This is a genomic window from Streptomyces sp. NA02950, assembly GCF_013364155.1.
In the GTDB taxonomy this organism is placed as follows: domain Bacteria; phylum Actinomycetota; class Actinomycetes; order Streptomycetales; family Streptomycetaceae; genus Streptomyces.
The window spans coordinates 2,061,784-2,086,082 of record NZ_CP054916.1; the positions used below are offsets into that span (position 1 = coordinate 2,061,784).

Below are 24,299 nucleotides of genomic sequence, written 5' to 3' on the forward strand. Positions count from 1 at the left end.
CGGACGCCGCGCTCACTCCGCCGCCGTGGCCAGCAGCAGCGCCGCGTCCCGTACGTCCGGGTGCGGATGCCCGCGCAGCGCGCGCAGGTGCTCGCGCCACGGCTCCGACCAGTCGGTGCGGCGGCCGCCCGCCTCGGTGAGGGTGGTGGCGAACAGCCCGGCGGCGTGGCCGCCGTCCTCGCTCAGCTGCCACGCCGCGTACAGCAGCGCCTCGTCGGAGCCGGGCCGCACCGCCGCGTTCAGCCGCTGGTGCAGTACCTCGGCGGTGCGGGCGGCGAGGGCCGGGCGGGCGGAGTGCAGTCGGCTGAGGCGGGCGAGCGCGGCGGTCAGCGGGCCGGGGCGGGAGTTCAGATCCAGGACGTGGACCAGGACATGGGCGGCGTCGGGGATGAACGTCTCGTAGCCGGCGAGGAGTTCGGCGGCGGCGGTGGCGGCGCGGCGCATCGGGCGTGTCGCCGTACCGCCGGGGGCGCGAGCGGCGAGCCGCGTGGCGAGGTGGCGGATCCGGCGGCGGGCGGGCCGGTCCCGGCCGGGCGCGGCGTCGGGGGTGCCGGGCCGGGTGTCGGCGATGGCGAGGGCGGCGAGCGCCCAGGCCAGGGGGTTGTCCTCGGGTGTGCCGTCGGGGGCGGCCGCCACCAGGGCCAGCAGCGCGTCGGCTGCGGAGCTCCAACCCGCCCGGTTGTCCAGGTCGGTGACGGCGGCGACCAGGACGGCCGCCACGTCCGGGGCCCAGGGCGACCAGACGGCGAGCGCGGCGTGGCCCGCCGCGGCCACCTCGGGGTCGTCGGTGTCGCAGACGACGCGGACGAGCTGGGCGTAGCGCGCCCGGTGGGGTTCGGGCAGGTCCAGCGGATGGACGCGCAGCACGGCGTGGCGCAGTTCGCGTCGGCCGCTCGCGGCGGCGGTCAGCATCTCCCAGACGCGCTTGGCGTCGAGCAGCCGGGTCGCGAGGGCGACGCAGGCGGCCTGGACGTCGTGGTGCTGGCCGGGCAGCGCACAGGCGTCGGCGAGGAGGGTGGCGGCGTCGGGCACGGGCAGCAGGGTGGCGGCGAGCCGGGCGGCCTCCTTGCGGCTGGTGACCTTCGGGGGCACGGTCGGCACGGCGGTCGCCACCCCGTCCGGTGCGAGGACACCGCGGATCGCGCCCTCCAGCCGTGACGGTTCGGCGTAGCGGGCCGCCCGGGTGGCCGCGTACATCGCCACCCGGGCCCGGTCGTCTCCCGCGTGGGCGAGCAGCGCGGGCAGGGCGTCGCCGGGCCGGTCGGTGCGGGCGAGGGCGGCGAGCGCGGCCTCGGCGAGCACCGGGTCGTCGGCATCGGCCCAGGCCCGTACGGCGGCGGCGCCGGTGACGGGGATCGGCGCGGCGCGGGCGATGGCCGAGGTGCGCTCATGGGGCGGGCGGGAGGAGTCGGCGGCGGTCCGCTCCAGGAGACGCGCCGCGGCGGCCTGCTGGCGGGGCAGCCAGCGGACGGCGTCATGGGTAGCGGGCGGGGTCCAGGGGGTGCCGGGTGTCAGAAACCGGCCGTACGGCGGTGTGTCGGCCAGGACGAGGTCGAGCAGATCGGTGCGCCGGCGTGTCAACACCGCCAGGACGTCCGGCAGTACGGCCGCCGAGGGGTCCTGCGCGAGGATCTCCGCGACTCGCGCGTCGCGCTCACCGGGGGGCTCCAGCCACAGCCCGACGGCGGTGCGTGCGGTGGTGTCGCTGCCGAACTGGATGGCCTGGCGCAGCAGTTCCTGGAGCTCGGGCATGGCGTGGGCGCGTCGCCCGAGCGAACGGACGAGGGCGAACGTCAGCTCGTGGTCGACCCGGTCGGCGCCCGCCTCCAGCCAGGGCCGCAGCGCTTCGAAGACGGTGTGTTCCTGGCCGCGCCGCAGGGTGTGGTCGAGTCTGCCGAGGTCGGCCGCGCCGACCCGCCCGGCGAGCCGGGTGACGGTGCGCAGCGCCCAGCCCAGCAGCTCCCGCTGCCCGGTGACGGCGTGTTCGCGCAGCAGCGCGACGGCGAGGCGGCGCAGGGCCCGCCGGGTGGCCGCTGAGGAGTCACGGGCCTGGATCGCGTCGCCCGCGACCCGGTCCAGATGCTCGGCGGCGGCGTCGGTGAACAGGGCCGGATGGACGGTGGCGAGCGCGCCGAGCGCCGCGCAGCGCACCGGGTCCTGTTCGTTGCGCAGTCGTTCCAGCAGGGCCAGCAGCGAGGTGACGGCGTCGGGGTCGCCGGAGTGTGCGGCATTGCGGATCAGCAGGGGATAGGCGAGGGCGCGGTCCTCGGCCGGGGAACGGCGTGCCGCGCTGAGCAGTTCCTCGCGCGCCTCGTCGACGGGCAGATACGCCACGGCCTCCAGCACCGCCGTCCAGTGCGCCCCGCGTTCGCGCGCCCGCGCTGCCATCCGGCGCGCCTCGACCTGACGGGCGGCGCGCGGCAGGACCTCGAGGACAACGGGGTCGAGGGACGCGTGGGCGGGGTCGCGGCCCTCGGTGGCGCGGGCGAAGACATCGGCGCGGCGGGCGGGCGGCAGCGCGGCCAGCAGCCGCGCCAGCGCACCCGCGTCGTGCCGCAGGGCCCGGGCCAGCTCGGGGAGTCCGGGCGGGTCGGCGCGTACGAGGCGGCGCAGTACGGCCCGTTCGAGGCCCGGGGCGCGCAGCAGGGGCGCCTGGGCCGGGGTGAGCAGCAGCCGCAGCGTGCGGGTGGGGTCGGCGGCCACCAGGGCGGACAGCCGGTGGCGCACCGGGAGCGGCAGCGCGCCGTGGCACACGTCCTCCAGCAGGTCCAGCACCCGGTGCGGTGCGACGGGAACGGCGAGGGCGACACCGTGTGCGTACCGCGCCCACCAGGCGTCGCGCAGGGCCTGGGGCAGCGTGGTGAGCTGCCGTTCGGCCTCGTCGAGGAAGGTGAGGGGGTGGCGGGGGACGAGGGGGCGCCAGCTGCCGACGGCGTGGAAGAGGGCGGGCAGCAGCCGGGCGAAGGTGTCCGCTCCGCAGCCGGGCAGCAGCCGGGCCGCCTCGGCGTCGCCCCATCGCTCCCGCACTGGCTCGATGAGCCGGTCGGCCAGCGCAACGCGCCGTCCGGCGACAACGGTACGCGTCAACTCCCGCCGTACGGCGGCGGGCGCGTCCTGGAACGCCGCCTCGAGCGCCTCGTCGTCGATCCCCTCCCCGTCCCGCGCCGCCGCGAGGGCGTGGTGGCGCACCACGGGGTCCGGGTCCAGGAGCCGCCGCTGAAGATGGCCGGTCCGTCCGCCGACCGCCGCGGCCGCGGCGGCGAGCCGCCGCTCGTACACCCCGCGACGCTCCAACTCGCCGATGAGCGCGCCGAGTTCACCGCGCGCGGTGGCCGCCCTGGTACGTACGGCCAGTTCGTGCATCCGGCGCGGATGCGGCAACGGGTCGAGGGCGGTGAGCAGCTCATCTGCGAGGGCGCGGGGGGCTCGGGGCTCATGAACCATGACGAGGATTGTGCACGGTGGGGGTGACCGCGCCGTAGGGGTGTCGGCCCGGTGCCACCGGACGCGCCCGCCGGGCCGCCGTCACACCGCGCTCAGACATCCGGCTGGTGGATGGTCTCCCACGGCACCTGGCGCCATGGACTCTTCTCGTTCATCGGGTCCACCAGCCGTTGCACCGCGCGGGCGGTGTCCTCCTGGGACACCGGCCAGTCCTCGTGTTCGGTCCCGGTCAGACCGTGCATCCACACCCGGCGGCCGATCATGTAGTCGTCGGCGTACTCCTTCCAGGAGCCGTAGGTGCGGGCCACCGGGGCGACCACCTCGCGCAGCAGCCGCCACGCGGTGGGCTCGTCGATGTACTCCGAGGCGAGGCCGTAGCGGACCACATCGGCGTAGCGGACGATGTCCCAGGCCAGCGGCGGGTGGCCGAGCCGGGGGGCCATCTGGTCGCGGTGGCCGTGCGAGGCGAGGAAGCCCAGGATCTCCAGCAGCGTTTCGGTGGAGGTGATGTCCCAGCTGTCCGAGAGCCGTGCCCGGGAGGTCGAGCGGTCGATGCGCTTGAGCGGGTAGAGGAGGGTGTGGGAGTGCCCCGGGGTGCGTTCGGCGAGGATCGCCGCGAGGGAGACCATCCACCGCTGGTGCGAGGTCAACGGAGTGGGGAAGCGTCTCTTCGCCGACGGGCCCACGGCCATCTTCACGAGGGCGCCGCCGAATTGTGTCCATCCAGCCATAGGGCTGGAGATGCTGGCAGAGTCCCCGCGCACCCGTCAATCGCCACCCGCTGCCGTACCCCGCTGCCGCCGCTGCCGTACGTCGCCACCGGGCCCCTGGCCGTCGCCACCCGTTCCGCGCGACCCCGCCGATCAGCGGCCTTCCGGTTACGCCGTGCGAGGCGGACCGGCGCCACTTACGCTCGGTGTGTGGACCGGCCTCGCGCCCCGAGGGACCGAGGGACGGCGAAGGAGCACCCCGCGAGGTGTCACCACGGAGGCCGGTCACTCCGTCCGAGCCCGGAGGCGATTCATGCCGGAGCTTTTCATCGGCGGCCGCTGGACAGCCGCCCTCGACGGACACACCCGCGAGATCCGCTGCCCCGCGGACGGGAGCCTGGTGGCCACGGTCGACGAGGCCGGGCCGAAGGACACGGCCGCGGCCATCGCGGCCGCCCGTGACGCCTTCGACCGCGGCCCCTGGCCCGGCACCCCGGCCGCCGAGCGCGGCAGGCTGCTGCTGCGCGTCGCCGACCTGCTGGAGCGCGACAAGGCCGACATCGCCCGCGCCGAGTCCCTGGACACCGGGAAACGGCTGGTGGAGAGCGAGTACGACCTCGACGACATCGCGAACTGCTTCCGCTGGTTCGGCCATCTGATCGCCTCGACGGGCCCGGGGCGGGTCATCGACGTGGGCAGCCCGGAGGTGGACAGCAGGGTGGTGCACGAGCCGGTGGGGGTCTGCGCCCTGATCACGCCGTGGAACTATCCGCTGCTCCAGACCGCCTGGAAGGTCGCCCCCGCGCTCGCCGCCGGGGACACCTTCGTGCTCAAGCCCAGCGAGCTGACCCCGCACAGCGCCATCGGGCTGATGCGGCTGCTGGCCGAGGCCGGGGTGCCGCCGGGCGCGGCCAATCTGGTGCTGGGAGCGGGCGCGACCGTGGGCGCGCCACTGGCCACGGACGAGCGGGTGGACCTGGTGTCGTTCACCGGCGGAGTGGTCACCGGCCGCTGGATCATGGCGGCCGCCGCGCCCACGGTGAAGAAGATCGCGCTGGAGCTGGGCGGCAAGAACCCCAACATCGTCTTCACCGACTCCGACTTCGACACGGCCGTGGACTACGCCCTGATGGCCGTGTTCCTGCACGCCGGGCAGGTGTGCTCGGCCGGTGCCCGGCTGCTGGTCCAGGAGCAGCTGCACGACGCGTTCATCGACGAGATCGTGCACCGGGCCCGGCAGATCCGGCTGGGCGGTCCGTTCGACGAGGACGCCCGCAGCGGTCCGCTGATCTCCGCGGCGCACCGCGAGAAGGTGGCGGCCTATGTGGCGTCCGGGATCGACGAGGGCGCGGTGCTGCGCTGTGGCGGGACACCGCCGGACGACCCGGCGCTGGAGCACGGCTACTTCTATCTGCCGACGGTGCTGGACGACTGCACCCCGGACATGTCCGTGGTGGAGGAGGAGTCGTTCGGCCCGGTGCTCACCGTGGAGCGGTTCCGCGACGAGGACGAGGCCGTCGCGCTGGCCAATGACACGGTGTACGGGCTGGCGGGGGCGGTGTGGACGCAGGACGCGGAGAAGGCGCACCGGGTGGCGTCCCGGCTGCGCGCCGGCACCGTGTGGATCAACGATTTCCACCCGTACGTCCCGCAGGCCGAATGGGGCGGGATGAAGCAGTCGGGGATCGGGCGCGAGCTGGGCCCGGCGGGTCTGGCCGAGTACCAGGAGGCCAAGCACATCTGGCGCAACACCGCGCCCCGCCCGCAGAGGTGGTTCGCATGACACCACCGAGGTGGTCGGCATGACACCGCGGGTGGTCGGCGTGCTGCCGCAGAGGTGGTGCGTATGACGGCGACCGAGCCCGCCGGGCCATCGCCGGGCGCCCGGCCCGAGGGCGGGCACGACGACGACTCGCTCACCGAACTGGGCTATCGCCCCGAACTCAAGCGGACCCTCGGCAACTTCCATACCTTCGCCGCCGGGGTCAGCTACATCTCCATCCTCACCGGCACCTTCCAGCTGTTCTACTTCGGCGTGAGCCATGGCGGCCCGGCCTACTGGTGGTCCTGGCCGATGGTGTTCGCGGGCCAGCTGATGGTGGCGCTGTGCTTCTGTGAGCTGGCGGGCCGCTATCCGGTGGCCGGGTCGGTCTACAACTGGTCCAAGCTGCTGGGCGGGCCGCATGTGGGCTGGCTGGGCGGCTGGATGATGATGACGGCCACCATGGTGTCGCTGTCGGCGGTGGCGCTCGCGTACCAGATCACGCTGCCGCAGATCTCCTCGTGGTTCCAGTTCATCGGCGACGGCAGCAGCGGCACCGAACGGGCCGCCAACGCGGTGATGCTCGGCAGCGTCCTGGTGCTGTTCACCACGCTGGTGAACGGCTTCGGCGTGAAGCTGATGGCACGGATCAACTCGGCGGGTGTGGCCATCGAGCTGGTCGCCGCGATCGTGCTGATCCTGCTGCTGGCCGCGCACATCACCCGCGGCCCGGCCGCCGTGATGGACACCTACGGCCTCGGCAGCGGAGAGCATCTGGGCTATCTGGGGGCGTTTCTGACCGCCTCGCTGGCCTCGGCCTACGTCATGTACGGCTTCGACACCGCCTCCTCGCTCGGTGAGGAGTCCTTGGACCCGGCCCGCAACGCACCGCGCGCCATCCTGCGGGCGCTCGTCGCCTCGTTCGTCATCGGCGGGCTCATCCTGCTCTTCGCGCTGCTCGCGGTGGAGAACCTGAACGCCAAGCAGCTGTCGGTGGACGGGCTCCAGTACGTGGTGCTGTCGGTCCTCGGCGGCACCATCGGCGACATGGTGCTGTGGTGCGTGGTCGTCGCGATCACGGTGTGCGCGCTGGCCGTGCACACCGCGGGGATCCGGCTGATGTTCGCCATGGCCCGGGACAACAACCTCCCCGGCGGCTCCAGGCTGGCCCGGGTCCATCCGCGGTTCCAGACCCCGCTGCTCCCGGCGATCCTCATCGGTCTGGTGGCGGTCGGCATCCTGGTCATCAACATCAACCAGCCACAGATCTTCTCGGTGGTCACCAGTATCGCGATCATCATGATCTACATCGCGTATCTGCTGGTCACCGTCCCCATGCTGGTGCGCAGGCTCCGGGGTGAGTGGAAACCGGCCGAGGGCCGCTTCTCACTGGGCCGGTTCGGGCTGACGGTCAACGTCCTGGCGGTGCTGTGGGGGGTGGCGATGTCCATCAACCTGGCCTGGCCGCGCGCGCAGGTCTACAACGCCTCCGGTCCACAGCACTGGTATCTGCGCTGGGGCGCGTTCCTGTTCATCGGCGTGGTCGCGCTCGGTGGCTTCGCCTACTACTGGTTCGTCCAGCGCAGACACACGGGTGTGCTCGCCGAGCACGCCGCCACCACCACCCCGTGAGGAGAGGCCCGTGGACGAGTTCGACTACGTGGTGGTCGGTGGCGGTACGGCCGGATCGGTCGTGGCGGCGCGGCTGAGCGAGGACCCCTCGATCTCGGTGTGTCTGCTGGAGGCGGGCCCCTCCGACGTCGGCGACGACAACGTACTGCGGCTGGACCGCTGGATGGGGCTGCTGGAGTCCGGCTACGACTGGGACTACCCCATCGAGCCGCAGGGCAGCGGCAACAGCTTTATGCGGCACGCCCGCGCCAAGGTGCTCGGCGGCTGCTCCTCGCACAACTCCTGCATCGCCTTCTGGGCCCCGGCCGAGGACCTCGACGAATGGGCCTCCCAGGGGCTGGACGGCTGGTCGGCCGCCGACTGCTTCCCGCTGTTCCGGCGGCTGGAGTCCAACGACGCGCCCGGCGACCACCACGGCCACGACGGCCCGGTCACCATCCGCAGTGTGCCGCCGAAGGACCCGTGCGGGGTGGCGCTGCTCACGGCCTGCGAGGAGGCCGGGATCCCCACCGTCCCGTTCAACTCCGGCACCACCGTGGTGCACGGCGCCAACTGGTTCCAGATCAACGCGCGTGAGGACGGCACCCGTTGCTCCGCCTCGGTGGCGTATCTCCATCCGGTGATGGACGGGCGGTCCAATCTGGAGGTGCGCACCGGGCTCCAGGCCAAGCGGCTGGTGCTGAACGAGGACCGGCGCTGCACGGGCGTCGACTATCTGGCCCCCGACCTCATCCACACCCACACCGTGCACGCCCGTCGCGAGGTGATCGTCTCCTGCGGCGCGATCGACTCCCCGAAGCTGCTGATGCTCTCCGGCATCGGCCCGGCGGACCATCTGCGCGAGACGGGCATCGAGGTGGCCGTGGACTCCCCCGGTGTCGGCGAGAACCTCCAGGACCACCCGGAGGGCGTCATCATGTGGAACGCCGAGCAGCCCATGGTCACCCGCTCCACCCAGTGGTGGGAGATCGGCATCTTCTCCCCCACGGAACCCGGTCCGGACCGCCCGGACCTGATGTTCCACTACGGCTCGGTGCCGTTCGACATGAACACCTACCGGCGCGGCTATCCGACCTCCGAGAACGCCTTCTGCCTCACCCCCAATGTGACGCGCGCCCGCTCCACCGGGACCGTACGGCTGCGCACCCGCGACTTCCGCGACAAACCCCGGGTGGATCCGCGCTACTTCACCCACGAGCACGACATCCGGGTGATGACCGAGGGGTTCCGGGTCGCCCGCAACATCGCGGCCCGGCCCGCGCTGGCCCTGTGGGCGGGCGCCGAACTCGCCCCGGGCCCCGATGTGCACACCGACGACGAGCTGTTCGACTACATCCGGCAGACACACAACACCGTCTACCACCCGTCCTGCACGGTGCGGATGGGCGCCCCGGACGACCCGGCCGCGCCGCTCGACCCCCAGCTGCGGGTCAAGGGGGTCGCGGGGCTGCGGGTGTGCGACGGTTCGGTGATGCCGCATCTGGTCGCGGTCAACCCGTGCATCACCACGATGATGATCGGCGAGAAGTGTTCGGACATGATCAAGCGCCGTCATCCATGACGCCGTGAGCCGTGGGACGACCCGCGCGCGGCGCCCATGCCGCACCCCGGCCCCCGTGTCCGGGATATGGAATGTGAGCTGGGACTTCTTGACCGGCCGGAGGTACCGCTGGTTGGATCGATGGCATGAAGCGACAGGACCTCACGCGGCGACGCCATGTCGACCTCGCGCGTGTCTCCAGCTCGTTCTGTTGCTGCACGGCCTGATCCGGTCGCATCCGGCCTGATCCACCACCGGGCCCGAGCGCGTCCCGCCGCTCTCCCCCACTGAGCCCCGTGGTTCTTGTGTGCCTTCTCCTCCCGACATCCGGCTGATGTCCGGCTGCCGCTGCGCGCCGCCGTTTCCCGCTCCTGGCGCGTAGCCACACAGCTCGTCCCCGCACGGCGACGCCCCCGTCGAACGCCGTGCGCCGATCCCGCCTGCCCGCACCTGTCTTCCGGGAGTCCCCCCATGCCCGCAGACCCCCTCCGTTTCGCCTACTGGGTACCCAACGTCAGCGGTGGCCTGGTCACCAGTGCCATCGAGCAACGCACCGACTGGGGCTACGACTACAACCGCGAGCTGGCCCGGCTCGCCGAGAACAACGGCTTCGACTACGCGCTCAGCCAGGTCCGCTACATGGCCAGCTACGGCGCCGAGTACCAGCACGAGTCGACCAGCTTCAGCCTCGCCCTGCTGCTCGCCACCGAACGGCTGAAGGTCATCGCCGCCGTCCACCCGGGGCTCTGGCACCCCGGGGTGCTGGCCAAACTGGGCGCCACCGCCGACCAGCTGTCCGGCGGACGGTTCGCGGTGAACGTGGTCAGCGGCTGGTTCAAGGGCGAGTTCACCGCGCTCGGCGAGCCCTGGCTCGAGCACGACGAACGCTACCGGCGCGCCGAGGAGTTCATCCGTACCCTGCGGACGATCTGGACCGAGGACCACGCCCACCTGGCCGGGGACTTCTACCGGATCCGCGACTTCTCGCTGAAGCCCAAGCCGGTGGACGTCCCCGACCGCCCGCATCCGGAGATCTTCCAGGGCGGCAACTCCACCGCCGCCCGCGCCATGGCGGGCCGGGTCTCCGACTGGTACTTCAGCAACGGCAAGGACTTCGACGGGGTCACCGAGCAGCTCCGGGACGTCCGTGCCTCCGCCGCCACCGCGGGCCGGCCGGCTCCGCGCTTCGGGCTCAACGGCTTCCTCATCGCCCGTGACACCGAGGCCGAGGCCCGGGAGACCCTGCGCGAGATCGTCGCCAAGGCCGACACCGACGCCGTCCACGGCTTCCGCGACGCCGTACGGCAGGCCGGGCAGTCCACCAGCGACGGCAAGGGCATGTGGCAGGACTCCTCCTTCGAGGACCTGGTGCAGTACAACGACGGCTTCCGCACCGGGCTGATCGGCACCCCCGAGCAGATCGCCGAGCGCATCGTCGCCTACAAGCGGCTCGGCGTGGACCTCTTCCTCCTCGGCTTCCTGCACTACCTGGAGGAGGTCGAGTACTTCGGCACCCGGGTGCTGCCGCTGGTCCGTGAGCTGGAGGCGCAACTGCCGGAGCCCGAGCCCGCCCTCATCTGATCCGGCCCGCCATCTCACCGCGCACACCGAAAGGGGAACCCCCATGAGCACCGTCACCCGCGTCGACTGGAACACTCGCCCCCGCCCCACCGACGCCGCCGGCTGGATCGGGCGCGCCGCCGACGTCGCCGGCGTCCTGGCCACCGACGCGGCCGCGCGCGACAAGGCCGGAGCCACCCCGTACGCCGAGATCCGGCTGCTGAAGGATTCGGGCCTGGTCACCCTCCTCGGCCCCGCCGAACACGGGGGCGGCGGCCAGGACTGGACCACCGCGTACCGGGTGGTCCGCGAGGTCGCCAAGGCCGACGGCTCGATCGGCCAGCTGCTGGGCTACCACTATCTGTGGAACTGGGCCGCCCGCCTGGTCGCCACCCGGGAACAGTGGGAGCAGGTGGAGGCCGAGGCGGCCCGGAACCAGTGGTTCTTCGGAGGCGCCGTCAACCCGCGCGACAACGACGTGGTCGTCAGGGACGAGGGCGACACCCTCACCTTCACCGGCCGCAAGTCCTTCTCCACCGGCAGCAAGGTCTCCGACGTCACCGTGCTGGAGGGTGTCCTGGAGGGCACCGAGAACCATGTGTTCGCCATCGTCCCGTCCGACAGCGAGGGGCTGGCCTTCGAGGACGACTGGGACAACATCGGCCAACGGCTCACCGAGAGCGGCAGCGTCACGATCGACGGTGTGCGCGTCCCCTGGTCGGCCGCCGCGGGCTATGTGGACAAGGAGTTCCGGCCCCGTGTCTACAACACCCTGAACGTACCGACGATCCAGCTGGTCTTCGTCAGCTTCTACCTGGGCATCGCGGCCGGGGCCCTGGAGACCGCCGCCCTCTACACCCGCACCAGGTCCCGTTCCTGGCTGCACGGCGGATACGAGACGGCCGTCGAGGAGCCGCATGTCATCGACACCTACGGCGATCTCACCGCCAAGCTCTGGGCGGTGGAGTCCTTCGCGGACACCGTGGCCGCCGAGGGCCAGCGGCTGCACGACGACCCGGACGCGGTGACCGAGGAGGCCCGCGGCGCGTTCGAGGTCCGGGCCGCCGCGGTGAAGGCGCGTGCCACCGAGGTCGCCCTCGAGGTCAGCAGCCGGATCTTCGAGGTCACCGGCGCCCGCTCCACCGCCTCCGCCGACGGTCTGGACCGCTTCTGGCGCAATGTGCGCACCCACACCCTGCACGACCCGGTGGCCTACAAGCGCCGTGAGGTGGGCCGCCATGTGCTCACCGGCGAACTCCCCCAGCCCACCTGGTACTCCTGACCGCTCTTCCGGGGGTGCGTCGGCCCGTCGGCGGGCCGACGCACCCGCCCCGCAGCCCCACCCCGCACCCCCGGTTCTTCGAAAGGTCCCCCATGGCCACCGTCCTGTCCCTCTCCGGCTCCCCCTCCGCCACCTCCCGCACCGCCCGGCTGCTGCGCCATCTGGACGCGCGACTGACCGCACAGGGCCATGAGGTGGTCCCGCTGGACGTCCGTACGCTGCCCGCCGCCGCGCTGCTCGGTGCCGACTTCAGCCATCCGGCCATCACCCGTGCCACCGCCCTGGTCGAGCAGGCGGACGGGATCGTCGTCGGCACCCCCGTCTACAAGGCCGCCTACTCGGGGCTGCTCAAGTCGCTGCTGGATCTGCTGCCGCAGTACGCGCTCGCGGGCAAGACCGTGCTGCCCCTGGCCACCGGCGGCACCACGGCGCATGTCCTGGCCATCGACTACGCCCTGCGGCCCGTGCTGTCGTCGATGGGCGCGGCGCATATCGTCCAGGGCTGGTTCACCCTCGACAAGGACATCACCGTCGACCCGGACGGCGGGGTGACCGTGTCGCCCGGCGCTGCCGAGGCGCTGGGGCAGGTGGTCGACCAGTTCTCGGTGGCGCTCGGCCGCACCGCCGTGTTCGCCGCCGCCGGCTGAACCCCCTCCCGAGGAGTACGCCCATGTCCTCCCCGCCCGAAGGTGTGCACATCATCGCGGACGACGCCGAGGCGCTGGCGGTGGCCGCGCGGCTGGCCGAGGAGTTCCGCGCGGGCGCCGCCGAACGCGACGCCGCGCGCAGGCTGCCGCGCGCCGAACTGGACCGGCTGTCCGCGTCCGGACTGCCGGCCGTCACCATCCCGGCCGGGCACGGCGGCGCGGAGGTGACCGCCCGCACCCTCGCCGAGGTGTTCCGGCTGCTGGCCTCGGCCGACGCCAGTCTCGCCCAGATCCCGCAGAGCCACTTCGTCTACATCGAGGTGCTCCGCCGTCAGGGCACACCGGAGCAGCGCGCGTTCTTCTTCGGCGAGGTGCTGGCGGGGAAGCGGTTCGGCAACGCCCAGTCGGAGGCCGGTACCCGGCACGTCCAGGACATCCGCACCCGGCTGGAGCCGCTGCCCGACGGCTCGTACACGCTCACCGGTGTCAAGCACTACTCCACCGGCGCCCTGTTCGCCGACTGGATCCCGGTGCTCGCCCGCGCCGGGGACGACACGCTGCACGTGGCGTACGTCCCGCGGAACGCGCCCGGGGTGACCGTCGTCGACGACTGGGACGGGATGGGCCAGCGGACGACCGCCAGCGGCACCGTACGGCTGCACGCGGTGCCGGTGCCCGCGAACCGCGTCATACCGCACCACCTCACTTTTCAGGGGCCCCAACTGCACGGCTCCGTCGCACAGTTGCTGCACACGGCCATCGACGCCGGGATCGCCTCCGGGGCGCTGGCCGAGGCGGTGGAGTTCGTACGCACCAGCAGCCGTCCGTGGTTCGAGAGCGGGGTGGACACCGCGGCCGAGGACCCGCTGCTCATCCAGCGCTTCGGCGAACTGGCCATCCGGGTGCGGGCCGCCGAGGCCCTGCTGTCCACCGCCGCCCTCGCGGTGGACACCGCCCGGGACGACCTCACCGACCACACCGCCGCCGAGGCGTCGATCGCGGTGGCCGCGGCGAAGGTGGCGGCGGCGGAGGCGGCGGTCGAGACCGGCAGCGCCCTGTTCGAGGTGTCCGGCACCCGGTCGGCGCTGGACTCGCTCAATCTGCACCGCCACTGGCGGGACGCCCGCACCCACACCCTCCACGATCCGGCCCGCTGGAAGGTCCAGCACATCGGCCGCTATGTGCTGGGCGGCATCCGGCCGCCCCGCCACGGACTGCTCTGAGCGCTCCGCGGGGCCGGACGTCGGCGAGGCCGCTCAAGCCCCGTCCGCGCACCCGCGTCCCCCGCCCGAGTCCGCACACCCGCACCCCCGCACCCCGACCACGGAGATCCGCGATGTCCCTCACCTTCCACTGGTTCCTGCCCACCAACGGCGACAGCCGCCACGTGGTCGGCGGTGGCCACGGAACGCCCGTCACCGCGGCGGGCGGTGACCGTCCGCCGTCCGTCGGCTATCTGACCCAGATCGCCCGCGCCGCCGAGGACCTGGGCTTCGTCGGCGCGCTGACCCCGACCGGGGCCTGGTGCGAGGACGCCTGGCTGACCACGGCCATGGTCAGCCGGCACACCGAACGGCTGAAGTTCCTGGTGGCGTTCCGGCCCGGCTTCGTCTCCCCGACGCTCGCCGCACAGATGGCCTCCACCTACCAGCGGCAGAGCGGCGGCCGACTGCTGCTCAACGTGGTCACCGGCGGCGAGAGCCACGAACAGCGCGCCTACGGCGACTTCCTCGGCAAGGACGCCCGCTACGCCCGCACCGGCGAGTTCCTCCACATCGTGCGCGGGCTGTGGGACGGCGCGACCGTCGATCTGGCCGGGGACCATCTGCGGGTGGAGGACGCCACACTCGCCCGGCTGCCCGACCCGGTGCCCGAGATCTACTTCGGCGGCTCCTCCCCCGCCGCCGGGCAGGTGGCCGCCCGCCATGCGGATGTCTATCTCACCTGGGGCGAACCGCCCGCCCAGGTCGCCGAGAAGATCGCCTGGATCCGCGGGCTGGCCGAGCGCGAGGGGCGCACCGTCCGCTTCGGCATCCGGCTGCATGTCATCACCCGGGACACCGCCGAGCAGGCGTGGGCCGAGGCCCGGCGGCTGCTGGACGGTTTCGACCCGGAGACCGTACGGGCCGTCCAGAACGGGCTGGGGCGCAGCGAGTCCGAGGGGCAGCGACGCATGCTCGCCCTGCACGGCGGCAGCCGGGACGCACTGGAGATCCACCCCAATCTGTGGGCCGGGATCGGTCTGGTCCGTGGTGGCGCGGGGACCGCCCTGGTGGGCGGCCACGCCGAGGTGGCGGAGCGGATCGAGGAGTACCACGGCATCGGTATCGAGGAGTTCGTGCTCTCCGGCTATCCGCACCTGGAGGAGGCGTACTGGTTCGGGGAGGGTGTGCTGCCGCTGCTCCGGGCGCGGGGGCTGTGGGCCCATCCGGCCCGTACCGACGCCGCCCCGCCGCCTGCCGCTCAGGTGCCCTTCGCGGTGTCCGGGACCTCGTAACAGCTCGGTCCGGCCGTCTTCGGAAACTACGCGTAGGGGGCCGGACCAGAAGGACGATCTGATCAGGTACCGCAACCCGAAGAAGGTGAACATCGGGGACGATGCCCGACGGGCGGACAGGGGCGCTCATAGCCATGTCCCGTCCGCCGAAGGGGAAGAACACCACGCTCGCGTTGGAGGCCTATCCGTTCACCCCGACCCCGAAAGACGTGTCCAGGCGCCGCAAGGCCCTGGACCGCTTCCTGCGCTCCTATCTGCCCACGGCGCGGCCGGGGCGCAGGGCTGCCGTGGCTGAGGCCGAGACCCGAGCCATCATGCGAGCCGCATACTCCGGCGTTACGCTCGCAGTAGTCATGGCTCGGGGGAAATCTCGCTCTACCGGAGTCGACCATGTCCACTACGTACACCGACATAGAGCTTCAGACAGAAGAAGTCGACCAGTCCAGAATCATGCGGAGCAGCGTGAGCTATGCGGTCGGCGACAGAGGCGGACTCGAATCGACGAGTGAGGCCTACCGCCACCCCTGGACGTTCAAGCGACGGGGCATGGGGGACTATCTCCTGACGGGCTGGCCCGAGATGCGGCCCGACTCCAAGGCGTGGCTCGCTGCCGGAGAAGCGATAGTTCTCGGCGATGCGACGGCCGGCTCCTTCTTGGGACTCGCCCCCTTCACCGTGCACAACGTCGTACCGGAATCGGGGCAGATCCGATTCCGGCTCAACATCGAATGGCCCGACCCGCTGGCGATTCTCATCGACTTCTGGGTCATCCACTTCGTCTGAGGACCCGGGCTGAGACGCGGCCCGGCGGTGCACTCGCCGCTGGGTCGGCCGGAGCGGGGCCTGAAGTCGGCCTACACCTCCGCCCTTGGGCTCAGCCGCGCGCCGCGTACTGGACGAACTGGCTCCAGCCTTCGCGTCCGACCGCGAGGGCAGGGCGGCTCACGTCCTTGGAGTCCCGTACGTGGACGGCCTGTTCGGTGACGGCGACCTCTACGCAACTGTCGCCCTGGGTACCGCTGTAGCTGGACTTGAACCAGGCGAGTTCGGACCTGCTCATAGCACTCCTCGCAGTCGCTCCAGTAGGCCCCGGGAGTCTTGGGGGTTCAGGGCCTGCGACCGCAGTGTGTCATAGCGCTGATGCAGGAGGCTCACTTCTTTCGGACCAGTGATCAACCGTCCGTTCTGCTGCCCTTCGGAGTACGCGAGCCGCCGTCCCTCTGCGGTTTCCAACAGCTGAACCGGGCCATCCAGGCACGCATGGAACTCCGCGTCCACCGGCATGACTTGAAGGATCACATTGCGCAGAGCGCTGAGCTCCAGCACGTGGTCGCACAGACCCCGCAACACCTCCGAACCGCCGAGCCGCTTCCGCAGGACCGACTCCTCCACGATGAAGGTGAACGGGACGTTCGGCCGTTCGTACAGCATCTTCTGCCGCTCCAGCCGAGCCGTCACCTGCTCCTCCAACTGCGTGTCCGTCAGGAGCGGAATGCTGTTGTCGAACACCGCACGCGCGTACGCCTCCGACTGCAACAGCCCCGGCACCAGCCTGCACTCGTACGTACACAGGCTCACCGCCACCCGCTCCAGCCGAGCCCACCGCCGGAACCACGCCGCGAGCCCCGGCTTGCCGCGCGTCAGAAACCCCGCCGCCTTCCGTAACGCACCCGTGTTGCCCAACACCTCCTCCGCCCGCTCCACGAACGACTCGTCCGGCATCCGCCGCCCCAGCTCCACCGAGGCCACCGTGTGCTTCGAGAACTGGACCAGTTCCCCGAACTCCACCCGGCTCAGGCCCGCGTGCTCGCGCAGGGCCTGGACGACGGCCCCGAAGGTCCGCAGACTGTCGGAGGGGTCGGGCTCCCGTTCCCAGTCGCCGTCCCCTGTCACACAGGCGTTGTCGGTCGTCATACGCGGACACCTCCAGCTGCGTACGTGCGAGGGCCCCCGCGCTCACTCACCCAGGGTGATGGATCAACCGGCGTACCGTCCACCGAACGCGCATGTACGCTGACTCAGCGTACGCAGCGCGCCGCTGGCGAGGGCCACCGCACACCCACCACCGTGGTCCCATGAACGTAAGCACGTCCCAACTCCCCGCCACCCCACGAGCCTTCACTCAGCGCCTGTCCTCCACCCGGCGCGGGGCCCGGCTCGCCCGCCTGTTCGCCGTCGAACAGCTCCGCACCTGGCCGGTATCGCCAAGCCTCACCGAGCGCGCCGAGGGAATCATCGCCGAGCTGGCCGCGAACGCGGCACTGCACGGACGCGTCCAGGGCCGCGACTTCCGGCTCACCCTCACCCAGCACGAGGCGACGGGAGTCCTCCGCATCGAGGTCACCGACACCCGTGGCGAGAAACTGCCCGCGCTCGTCTCGACCCCGCCACCGGACCGCGAATCCGGCCGTGGCCTGCTCCTGGTCGCCACGCTCGCCGACCGCTGGGGCACCGAGCCGCACCAGCCCGTGGGCAAGACCGTATGGGCCGAGCTGGACCCCCGCTCCGGCTGAGCCCATGGGTGATCCGTCGGCGACACCTTCCCGCCGGCTGGGGCCGTGGGGCGTTCTTCTGGAAATTTCTTCCAGTTCTGGTGCATTAGGCTGTCCGCCATGACGCCAACAGGTTCGAACCATGTCTCCTAAGCAGCAGCGCGGCGAGGCAACCGTCGACCGTCTCCTGACGGCCGCCCTGGAGGTCTACGCCTCGTCGGGCCAGCAGGGGTTCACGGTGAACGCGGTCACCGAGGCATCTGGCGTCAGTCTCGGCAGTCTTTACCACCATTTCGGCAGTTTCGACGGTCTCGCGGCGGCCCTTTACACGAAGTGCATGGCGGAGCTGTTCGACGAGTTGACCACTGCCGTGACCCGTACCCGCACCGCCCGCACCGGTGTCGCCGCGATCGTCAGGGCCTATCTGCGCTTCACCGAGGAACGGCCCGACGCCGCGCTCTTCATCCATGCCTCCGCGTACTCGGGCTACCTCGCGGCTCACGCCGACCGGATCCGCGCCGCCAAGGGCGTCATGCTGAAAGGCATCGTGGACTGGATGCGGCCGCGGATCGAATCCGGCGAGATCCTGCCCACCCCCGAGCCCCTGATCGAGTCACTGGTGATCGGACCGGTTGCCGAAACCGCGCGCCGCTGGCTGTCCAGCACGTATGACATCGACCTCGCCCAGGCGGCGCGGATCCTGCCCGACCGGATCTGGCGGTCTCTTCGACCGGACTAGGGTCTGCCTTCGGTCGCGTTCAGCCCTGTCAGCCCTGTCAGCGTCTCGGCCTGGTCCCAGACCCGCTGCGCCAGGGCCTGGTCTGCCGCGACGGGCGCCAGGGGGGCCTGCCGGTCGGCATCGAAGTAGCGACCGGAAGCGCCACCGGATTCGAGAGCGAGCCGGACCACGGGCGTGGCACCTCGCTCGGGGCTGGCCCAGGACCGTTTCATCGCCTTCAGGAGAACGCCCGGCACCCCGCCGGGGTCTCCGAGACCGGTCCTGATCACCCCCGGGTGTACCGCGTCGACGGTCACGCCCGTTCCCCGCCAACGATCGGCGAACAGCGGGACCATGAGGAGATTGGCGAGTTTGGTGGTGCAGTAGGTACGCATCCGATGGAAGTCCGCGCCCACGGGGGTGCGGTCCATATCGAGTCGTCCCTTGATGTACAGGCCGGCGCTGACGTGGACGACCCGGGTCCGGCTCTCCAGCAATCGCCCCTCCAGGAGGCGGTTGAGCAGAAATGGCGCCAGGTGATTCACGACGAAAGAGCGCTCCAGCTCGTCCGGGGTGTTCACCAGCCGGGTGGGCCACACGCCGGCGTTGTGCACCAGCACATCGATGGAGCCGCACCGTCGCAGTAATTCGTCCGCCACCGACCGCACCTCGGAGAGTACGGACAGATCGCCGGTCACCAGGTCGACGGAGCCCCCCAGTGCCGCGGCCGCCCGTTCCCCGCGCTCGCGGTCCCTGGTGACGAGCACGACGCGGCAGTCCCGCCGCACGAGTGCGGAGGCCACCGCGTAGCCGATGCCCCGGTTGCCGCCTGTCACCACCGTCGTCAAGGTGTCCTCCATACCGGGCACTGTAGCGCCTTACTAGAAGTTAATTCTAGAAAGATGCTTCAATGGGAGGCGTCCGATCGGGCACACTGGACGGTGGCAGGACGTCAGAGAGCGGAGCGGCATGAGCAGTGACCACGACGACGAGCGGGACGGCGGCACCCGGAGTATCCAGCCGCTGTCGCCCGCCGACCCGCCCCGGATCGGCCCCTACGCGCTGCTCGGCCGGCTCGGCGCCGGCGGCATGGGCCGGGTCTATCTGGCCCGCTCCGGGGGCGGTCGCACGGTGGCTGTGAAGGTGGTGCACGAAGAGCACGCCTCGAACCGGGAGTTCCGGGCGCGCTTCCGCCGGGAGATCGCGGCGGCCCGACGCGTCGGTGACCGCTACACCGCACCCGTGCTCGACGCGGACCCGGACGCCGGGCAACCCTGGGTGGCCACCGGTTATGTGCCGGGTCCGTCATTGGGCCAGGCCCTCAGGGAGTACGGTCCGCTGCCCACCGCCTCCGTGCACGTACTGGCCGACGGGCTGTTACGGGCGCTCCAGGTCATTCACGGCGCCGGGATCGTGCACCGCGATCTGAAGCCGTCCAACGTGCTGCTCACCGTCAAGGGCCCACGGGTGATCGACTTCGGTATCGCACGCGCGTTGCAGAGATCTGCGGAGTCCCTGCTGACCAGCACGGGAAGGGTCATCGGCTCGCCCGGGTTCATGGCGCCCGAACAGATCATCGGAGAGGAGATCGGGCCCACCGCCGACGTCTTCGCGCTCGGCTGTGTCCTGATGTACGCGGCGACGGGGCGGCTGCCGTTCGGGCGCGACGCGAGCAATCAGCACGCGCTGATGTACCGGGCCGTCGAGTCCGAGCCGGATCTGACCCCGATCGAGGACCCACCGCTGCGCGCCCTGATCGCCCGCTGTCTGACGAAGACGCCCACCGAACGCACCGGCGTGGACGCGCTGTTGGCGGATCCCGAGCGGGCGCGGCCTTCGGAGGCCGCGAAGCGGGCCTGGCTGCCCCCGGGGCTCGTGGCCCGCCTTGCGCAGGACGCGGCACGGCTTCTCGACTCGGAGGCGCCGTCCACCGCGGAACCGGCGCCGGCTCCGGCACCCGGATCGGCGGCTCCCGCGGCTCCAGCGGGCCCCGACGCCTCCGCGGTCGGCGCGCCGCCGCAGTCGGCGCCCTCCGGTAAGTCCAGGGCACCGACGCCGGAACGGGCGGCACCGGAGCCCGCACCACAGCCGGAGCGGAAACCGGCACCGGCAGCCAAGACTCCTCCTTCCGCCCCCGCCGGAGCCACAACCGCCCCCGGGCCCACGCGCGTCAGCCGTCGCAGAACCTGGGGCGTCGGCATCGTCGCCGTCGTCGTAGCGGTCACCGGCAGCACCGTGCCCCTCCTCGACCGCGATGGCGGCAGGCGAGGGGCGGCCCCCGGCGACCACCACACCGCCGCGCCCCGGCCGGCCAACTCCGCCCCGCACCACACGCCTTCACCGTCGAAGGACCCCGGTGACACGGGAAGGCACCAGGGCAAGGAGGGAGACAGGCGCCAGGGCGGGGACGCCCGCGAGGCCGGGCCCGGTCCGTCGTCGTCCGGTGGTGACCGTGACCACGGCTCCTCCGGCGGCGCCTCCACCTCCGACGGCAGCGGAACGCCTGGCAACATCACCAGGTCCACTCCCGGCACGGGCAGTGACACTGGCAGCAGCGGCGGTACCGGCCCCGGCTCGCCCGGCCCCGGCTCGCCCGGCTCCGGCACATCCGACAACCGGGTTCCGGCGCGGTTCGTCGGCACCTGGTCCCTCACCTCACCGTACGCTCCGCAACCGCAGAAGGTGACCATTGACCGGGCCGCCCCCGGCCGGCACGCGGTCACCCTCATCTCCGATTCCGGCGGAGCCCACTGCGAGCAGGTGGCCGAACTGGTTGCCGTGACGGACAGCGGCGCGCGTATCGACATCGGCACCGCCGAAGTGGAGGAGGCGCGCTCCAGCCCCGCCGTCTGCGCGGACTCCGCCCCCTCCTCCTTCGTCCTCGACGGCTCGAGCGGCATCCGCCATGACGTCGGACCCGCCCACGGCGACGGATACCACTATGAGCGCGTCGAGTGACCCGACCAGGAAGACCGGCCGCCGTGCGGGGATGCCGCCGCTGAGCGACGTCCGTACCCGGAGGTGCCGCTCACCCCGGCCGTGCATGGGGGCGTCAGCGAACACTACTAACCGGTAATGGGAAAGTAAAAACTCCTGCGCACGATCCCATTGACCTACATACCAGCCGGTCGGTACGGTCCCCGCACTCCTCGTCCCCGCACCCTCAGGAGTGTGCACGTATGGACACGGCACCCCCGTCTCCGCTCGCCAGTACAGCCCAGACGCCCCCTCCCGCCGACCCACACCGCCGCCGCGTGGCCACCGCGGCCACCCTCGCCTCCGCCGTCGAGTGGTACGACTACTTCGTCTTCGGCATCGCCGCCGCTCTTGTCCTCCCGGATCTCTACTTCCCCGCGGGCAACCCCTCGGCCGGTGTGCTCGCCGCCTTCGCGACCTTCGCGGTCGGCTTCCTCGCCCGCCCCATCGGCGGCATCATCGCCGGTCAGCTCGGTGACAAACGCGGTCGCAAGCCGATGCTCGTCCTCGCGCTCACCCTGATGGGCCTCGCCACCACCGGTATCGGCATCCTGCCGACGTACCAGAGCATCGGCATCGCGGCACCGCTGGTGCTCGTCCTGCTCCGCGTCATGCAGGGCATCGCGGTCGGCGCCCAGTGGGGCGGCGCCATGCTGATGGCCACCGAGTACGCACCCGAGGGGAAGCGCGGGCTCTACGGCAGCCTCGTCCAGCTCGGGGTGCCGATCGGCGTGGTCACCGCCAACACCGTGTTCCTCACCGCGGGCGCCCTCACCGACGACGCCGCCTTCGCGTCCTGGGGCTGGCGGATGCCGTTCCTGGTCGGCTTCCTCGTCCTCGCCCTCGCCTGGTACATCCACGCCCGCGTCGAGGAGACCCCCGAGTTCCGCGAGGCCGAACAGGCGCTGGCCGAGCAGGAGAAGAACGAACAGCGCTCCCCGCTGCGGACGATCCTGCGCAACCACCTCGGCACCGTGCTCCTCGCCGGCGGCTCCTTCGCCGTGAACACCGCGACGTTCTACATCATCATCACCGGCGTACTGGACTACTCGACCCGCGAACTCGGTATGAAGCGCGAGTCGGTGCTCCTCGTCTCGCTCGGCGTCAGCGTCACCCAGCTCGTGCTGATCCCCGCCGCCGCCGCGCTGTCCGACCGCATCGGACGGCTGCGGATCTACGCCGCGGGCGCGGTCGGCCTCCTGGTCTGGGCGGTCCCGCTGTTCCTGCTCATCGACACCAAGTCACTGCTGTGGCTGGCCGTCGGCACGTTCGTCACCAGCTGTTTCCTCAGCATCATGTACGGGCCGCAGGCGGCTCTGTTCGCCGAGCTGTTCACCGCCGAGATGCGCTACACCGGCGCCTCGCTCGGCTACCAGATCGCCGCGGTGCTCGGCGGAGGTCTGGCGCCGTTCATCATGGTGCTGCTGCTGGAGGCGACGGGCACCTCGATGGCCGTCTCCGGCTACATCATCGGCCTCGCCGTGATCGCGCTCCTGTCGATCAGAGTTCTCGCACGGCGGGCGGCCGCCCGGGAGTGACATCGACCGTCCGAGCCGCGGCCGCGGCCGCGGCTTCGCCGGCGCCGGTGCGGTCCATCCGCACCGGCGCCACGGCGCCGCACGGACGCCTACGGGCGCGCCGGGCCAATGGTCGGGCGGGCAGTTCCTCCTCGCCATTGCAGGCAAAACGCAGGCGCGCGCAGTGGCCCCTACTGCGCTGCCCGCAGGAATCCGTCCGGTAGGCGCGCGAGGAGACCCATGGCCGACGGGTACCCGGAGTTCCGCCTGCGGCTGCCGAACGGAGGGCCCTACGCCCGAGGACGCGTCCTGCCCGACAGGGGCACCGCAGGCCCTCGCAGCACCTGCCACAGTTGGACCTCCCCGGAAACCCGCTGTCCCTTACGCTGCCGGTCCAGCCATGCCTGCACATCGTCCAGGGCAAACAACGGGCTGTTCACGCCGCCGCCCGCAGGCGCGGGGAAGTCGTCGTAGCGCCGACTCCAGTTGAAGACCGCGGCACGGGTGACGCCTACGAGTCGTGCGCTCTCGGAGCCGATGATCAGTGGAGCTGCCTGCGGGGGCTTCAAAAAATCCATCGCCATGCGGGTGATGCGCAGTCCAGAAGAATGGATAACGCGCCGAGAAAGCCGGTGTGAAACGAGTGTGAAGAAGGTTTCGGTGATGCTCGGGAGGCTAGGGAAGGCTCATGAGTTACCCCCATGGCTACCGAGCCGAAAACGGTCCGCACAGCAACGATCAAAATCACCCATACCCTGACGACTCCAGCGTCCACCATGGCGCCCCTCAGCGTCGGATACGCAATGAGAGAGGTCTCGGGGCAGACAGGACAGCGCTGATCATTCACACCCTCGCGGACATCGCCGCGGGTTTTCTGGTGTTGTGGATCCTGCTGTACCTGCTCGACGCGAATCAGGCGAATGTCTTCGTCGACTTCGTTCACGGTATGGCCGACTGGCTCGCGGGCTGGTCACAGGACATCTTCACGATGGACGCGGAGAGCGTCCGCGTCTTCTTCAACTACGCACTTCCCGCGGCGATTTACCTGGCAATCGGCCACGGCGCCGCGGCGTGGGTGCGACGGCTCTGACACCTCGCACCTCACCGAGGTGTGGACGGCGGCCGGTACCCCTTCTCGTGGAAGGGAGACCGGCCGCCGCCGTCTTGGCCCGACATGAGGGACGGGCGCGGGCGGACGGCGTGCAACCCGCCCGCGCCACGCGTCCTGTCTCCCTGAACCGGGGGGGACCGGAATCGACCAGGAAGGACGCGCACCGATGATCAATCGGCAGTACACACAGCGCCGCGCCGCACATGCGTGTTACTCCCCGGCCATTGCCCCTCGGCGCGACCGGCCGATCCTGTCCGGGTAACACGATCCGGCCCTTGGACGCTGAAGGTAATGCCGCTCTCACCACGGCTGCGGTCCGGTCCGAAGGGCCGTGCTCCAGCCGCCCGCAGCAAACCCAGAACGTCAACACACAACGGCCGGAGATCACACACCGAGTTCCCCCGTCGAAAC

Annotated in this window: 20 protein-coding genes and 1 pseudogene; 15 read left to right on the top strand and 6 right to left on the bottom strand. The window is 71.4% G+C overall.

Annotation, left to right across the window (positions count from 1 at the left end; translation table 11 throughout):
* Positions 1–12 precede the first annotated feature (12 nt).
* The gene (locus tag HUT19_RS08585) at positions 13–3,444 is read right to left on the bottom strand and encodes a hypothetical protein (RefSeq protein WP_176179876.1); all 3,432 of its coding nucleotides are present in this window, start codon (positions 3,442–3,444) and stop codon (positions 13–15) included.
* Positions 3,445–3,536: 92 nt separating this feature from the next.
* Positions 3,537–4,175: a DUF1266 domain-containing protein gene (locus HUT19_RS08590; protein ID WP_176179877.1), complete on the bottom strand. Its 639-nt coding sequence runs from the start codon at positions 4,173–4,175 to the stop codon at positions 3,537–3,539.
* A 292-nt stretch (positions 4,176–4,467) separates the two neighbouring features.
* Here HUT19_RS08590 and HUT19_RS08595 point away from each other — a divergent pair, with 292 nt between their 5' ends.
* The 10 genes from HUT19_RS08595 (at position 4,468) to HUT19_RS08635 (ending at position 15,857) form a co-directional block, all read left to right on the top strand.
* Positions 4,468–5,937: an aldehyde dehydrogenase family protein gene (locus HUT19_RS08595; protein WP_176179878.1), complete on the top strand. Its 1,470-nt coding sequence runs from the start codon at positions 4,468–4,470 to the stop codon at positions 5,935–5,937.
* A gap of 63 nt (positions 5,938–6,000) precedes the next feature.
* Positions 6,001–7,548 (top strand): APC family permease, encoded by a 1,548-nt coding sequence (locus tag HUT19_RS08600; RefSeq protein ID WP_176179879.1) that lies wholly within the window; start codon positions 6,001–6,003, stop codon positions 7,546–7,548.
* A gap of 10 nt (positions 7,549–7,558) precedes the next feature.
* Positions 7,559–9,109: a GMC family oxidoreductase gene (locus tag HUT19_RS08605; RefSeq protein ID WP_176179880.1), complete on the top strand. Its 1,551-nt coding sequence runs from the start codon at positions 7,559–7,561 to the stop codon at positions 9,107–9,109.
* A 125-nt stretch (positions 9,110–9,234) separates the two neighbouring features.
* The gene (locus HUT19_RS44210) at positions 9,235–9,315 is read left to right on the top strand and encodes a putative leader peptide (protein ID WP_368661744.1); all 81 of its coding nucleotides are present in this window, start codon (positions 9,235–9,237) and stop codon (positions 9,313–9,315) included.
* Between the two features lie 244 nt (positions 9,316–9,559).
* Complete coding sequence (gene sfnG, locus HUT19_RS08610; RefSeq protein ID WP_176179881.1) at positions 9,560–10,669, top strand: dimethylsulfone monooxygenase SfnG; 1,110 nt, start codon at positions 9,560–9,562, stop codon at positions 10,667–10,669.
* Between the two features lie 43 nt (positions 10,670–10,712).
* Positions 10,713–11,930, top strand: a complete 1,218-nt coding sequence (locus tag HUT19_RS08615; protein ID WP_176179882.1) for an acyl-CoA dehydrogenase family protein — start codon at positions 10,713–10,715, stop codon at positions 11,928–11,930.
* A 92-nt stretch (positions 11,931–12,022) separates the two neighbouring features.
* Positions 12,023–12,577 (top strand): NADPH-dependent FMN reductase, encoded by a 555-nt coding sequence (gene ssuE, locus HUT19_RS08620; protein WP_176179883.1) that lies wholly within the window; start codon positions 12,023–12,025, stop codon positions 12,575–12,577.
* 23 nt (positions 12,578–12,600) lie between these two features.
* Entirely contained in the window at positions 12,601–13,800 is a 1,200-nt protein-coding gene (locus tag HUT19_RS08625) for an SfnB family sulfur acquisition oxidoreductase (protein ID WP_176179884.1), read from the top strand.
* Positions 13,801–13,913: 113 nt separating this feature from the next.
* On the top strand, positions 13,914–15,074 hold the full coding sequence (locus HUT19_RS08630; protein ID WP_176179885.1) for an LLM class flavin-dependent oxidoreductase: 1,161 nt from the start codon (positions 13,914–13,916) through the stop codon (positions 15,072–15,074).
* Between the two features lie 390 nt (positions 15,075–15,464).
* A complete protein-coding gene (locus HUT19_RS08635; RefSeq protein WP_176179886.1) occupies positions 15,465–15,857 on the top strand; it encodes a hypothetical protein in 393 nt (130 codons plus the stop codon).
* 91 nt (positions 15,858–15,948) lie between these two features.
* Here the strand turns inward: HUT19_RS08635 and HUT19_RS08640 are convergent, their stop codons facing one another.
* The gene (locus HUT19_RS08640) at positions 15,949–16,134 is read right to left on the bottom strand and encodes a DUF397 domain-containing protein (RefSeq protein WP_176179887.1); all 186 of its coding nucleotides are present in this window, start codon (positions 16,132–16,134) and stop codon (positions 15,949–15,951) included.
* Positions 16,131–16,988, bottom strand: a complete 858-nt coding sequence (locus HUT19_RS08645; protein WP_176179888.1) for a helix-turn-helix transcriptional regulator — start codon at positions 16,986–16,988, stop codon at positions 16,131–16,133. Before HUT19_RS08645 ends, HUT19_RS08640 begins: the two co-directional genes overlap by 4 nt.
* Positions 16,989–17,149: 161 nt before the next feature.
* Here HUT19_RS08645 and HUT19_RS08650 point away from each other — a divergent pair, with 161 nt between their 5' ends.
* Positions 17,150–17,587, top strand: a complete 438-nt coding sequence (locus tag HUT19_RS08650; protein ID WP_176179889.1) for an ATP-binding protein — start codon at positions 17,150–17,152, stop codon at positions 17,585–17,587.
* A 121-nt stretch (positions 17,588–17,708) separates the two neighbouring features.
* The gene (locus tag HUT19_RS08655) at positions 17,709–18,305 is read left to right on the top strand and encodes a TetR/AcrR family transcriptional regulator (RefSeq protein ID WP_176179890.1); all 597 of its coding nucleotides are present in this window, start codon (positions 17,709–17,711) and stop codon (positions 18,303–18,305) included.
* Here HUT19_RS08655 and HUT19_RS08660 read toward each other — a convergent pair.
* A complete protein-coding gene (locus HUT19_RS08660) occupies positions 18,302–19,144 on the bottom strand; it encodes an SDR family NAD(P)-dependent oxidoreductase (RefSeq protein ID WP_176179891.1) in 843 nt (280 codons plus the stop codon). The genes HUT19_RS08655 and HUT19_RS08660 overlap by 4 nt on opposite strands.
* Positions 19,145–19,253: 109 nt before the next feature.
* On the opposite strand from HUT19_RS08660, the gene HUT19_RS08665 reads away from it, so the two are divergent.
* Together HUT19_RS08665 and HUT19_RS08670 are read left to right on the top strand one after the other, a co-directional pair.
* Complete coding sequence (locus tag HUT19_RS08665; protein WP_176179892.1) at positions 19,254–21,242, top strand: serine/threonine-protein kinase; 1,989 nt, start codon at positions 19,254–19,256, stop codon at positions 21,240–21,242.
* 221 nt (positions 21,243–21,463) lie between these two features.
* A complete protein-coding gene (locus HUT19_RS08670) occupies positions 21,464–22,798 on the top strand; it encodes an MFS transporter (protein ID WP_176179893.1) in 1,335 nt (444 codons plus the stop codon).
* A gap of 314 nt (positions 22,799–23,112) precedes the next feature.
* Here HUT19_RS08670 and HUT19_RS42870 read toward each other — a convergent pair.
* Positions 23,113–23,355, bottom strand: a pseudogene (locus HUT19_RS42870) (helix-turn-helix transcriptional regulator); the annotation flags it as partial.
* Between the two features lie 110 nt (positions 23,356–23,465).
* Here HUT19_RS42870 and HUT19_RS42875 point away from each other — a divergent pair.
* Positions 23,466–23,867, top strand: a complete 402-nt coding sequence (locus HUT19_RS42875; protein ID WP_254885492.1) for a hypothetical protein — start codon at positions 23,466–23,468, stop codon at positions 23,865–23,867.
* Positions 23,868–24,299 lie beyond the last annotated feature (432 nt).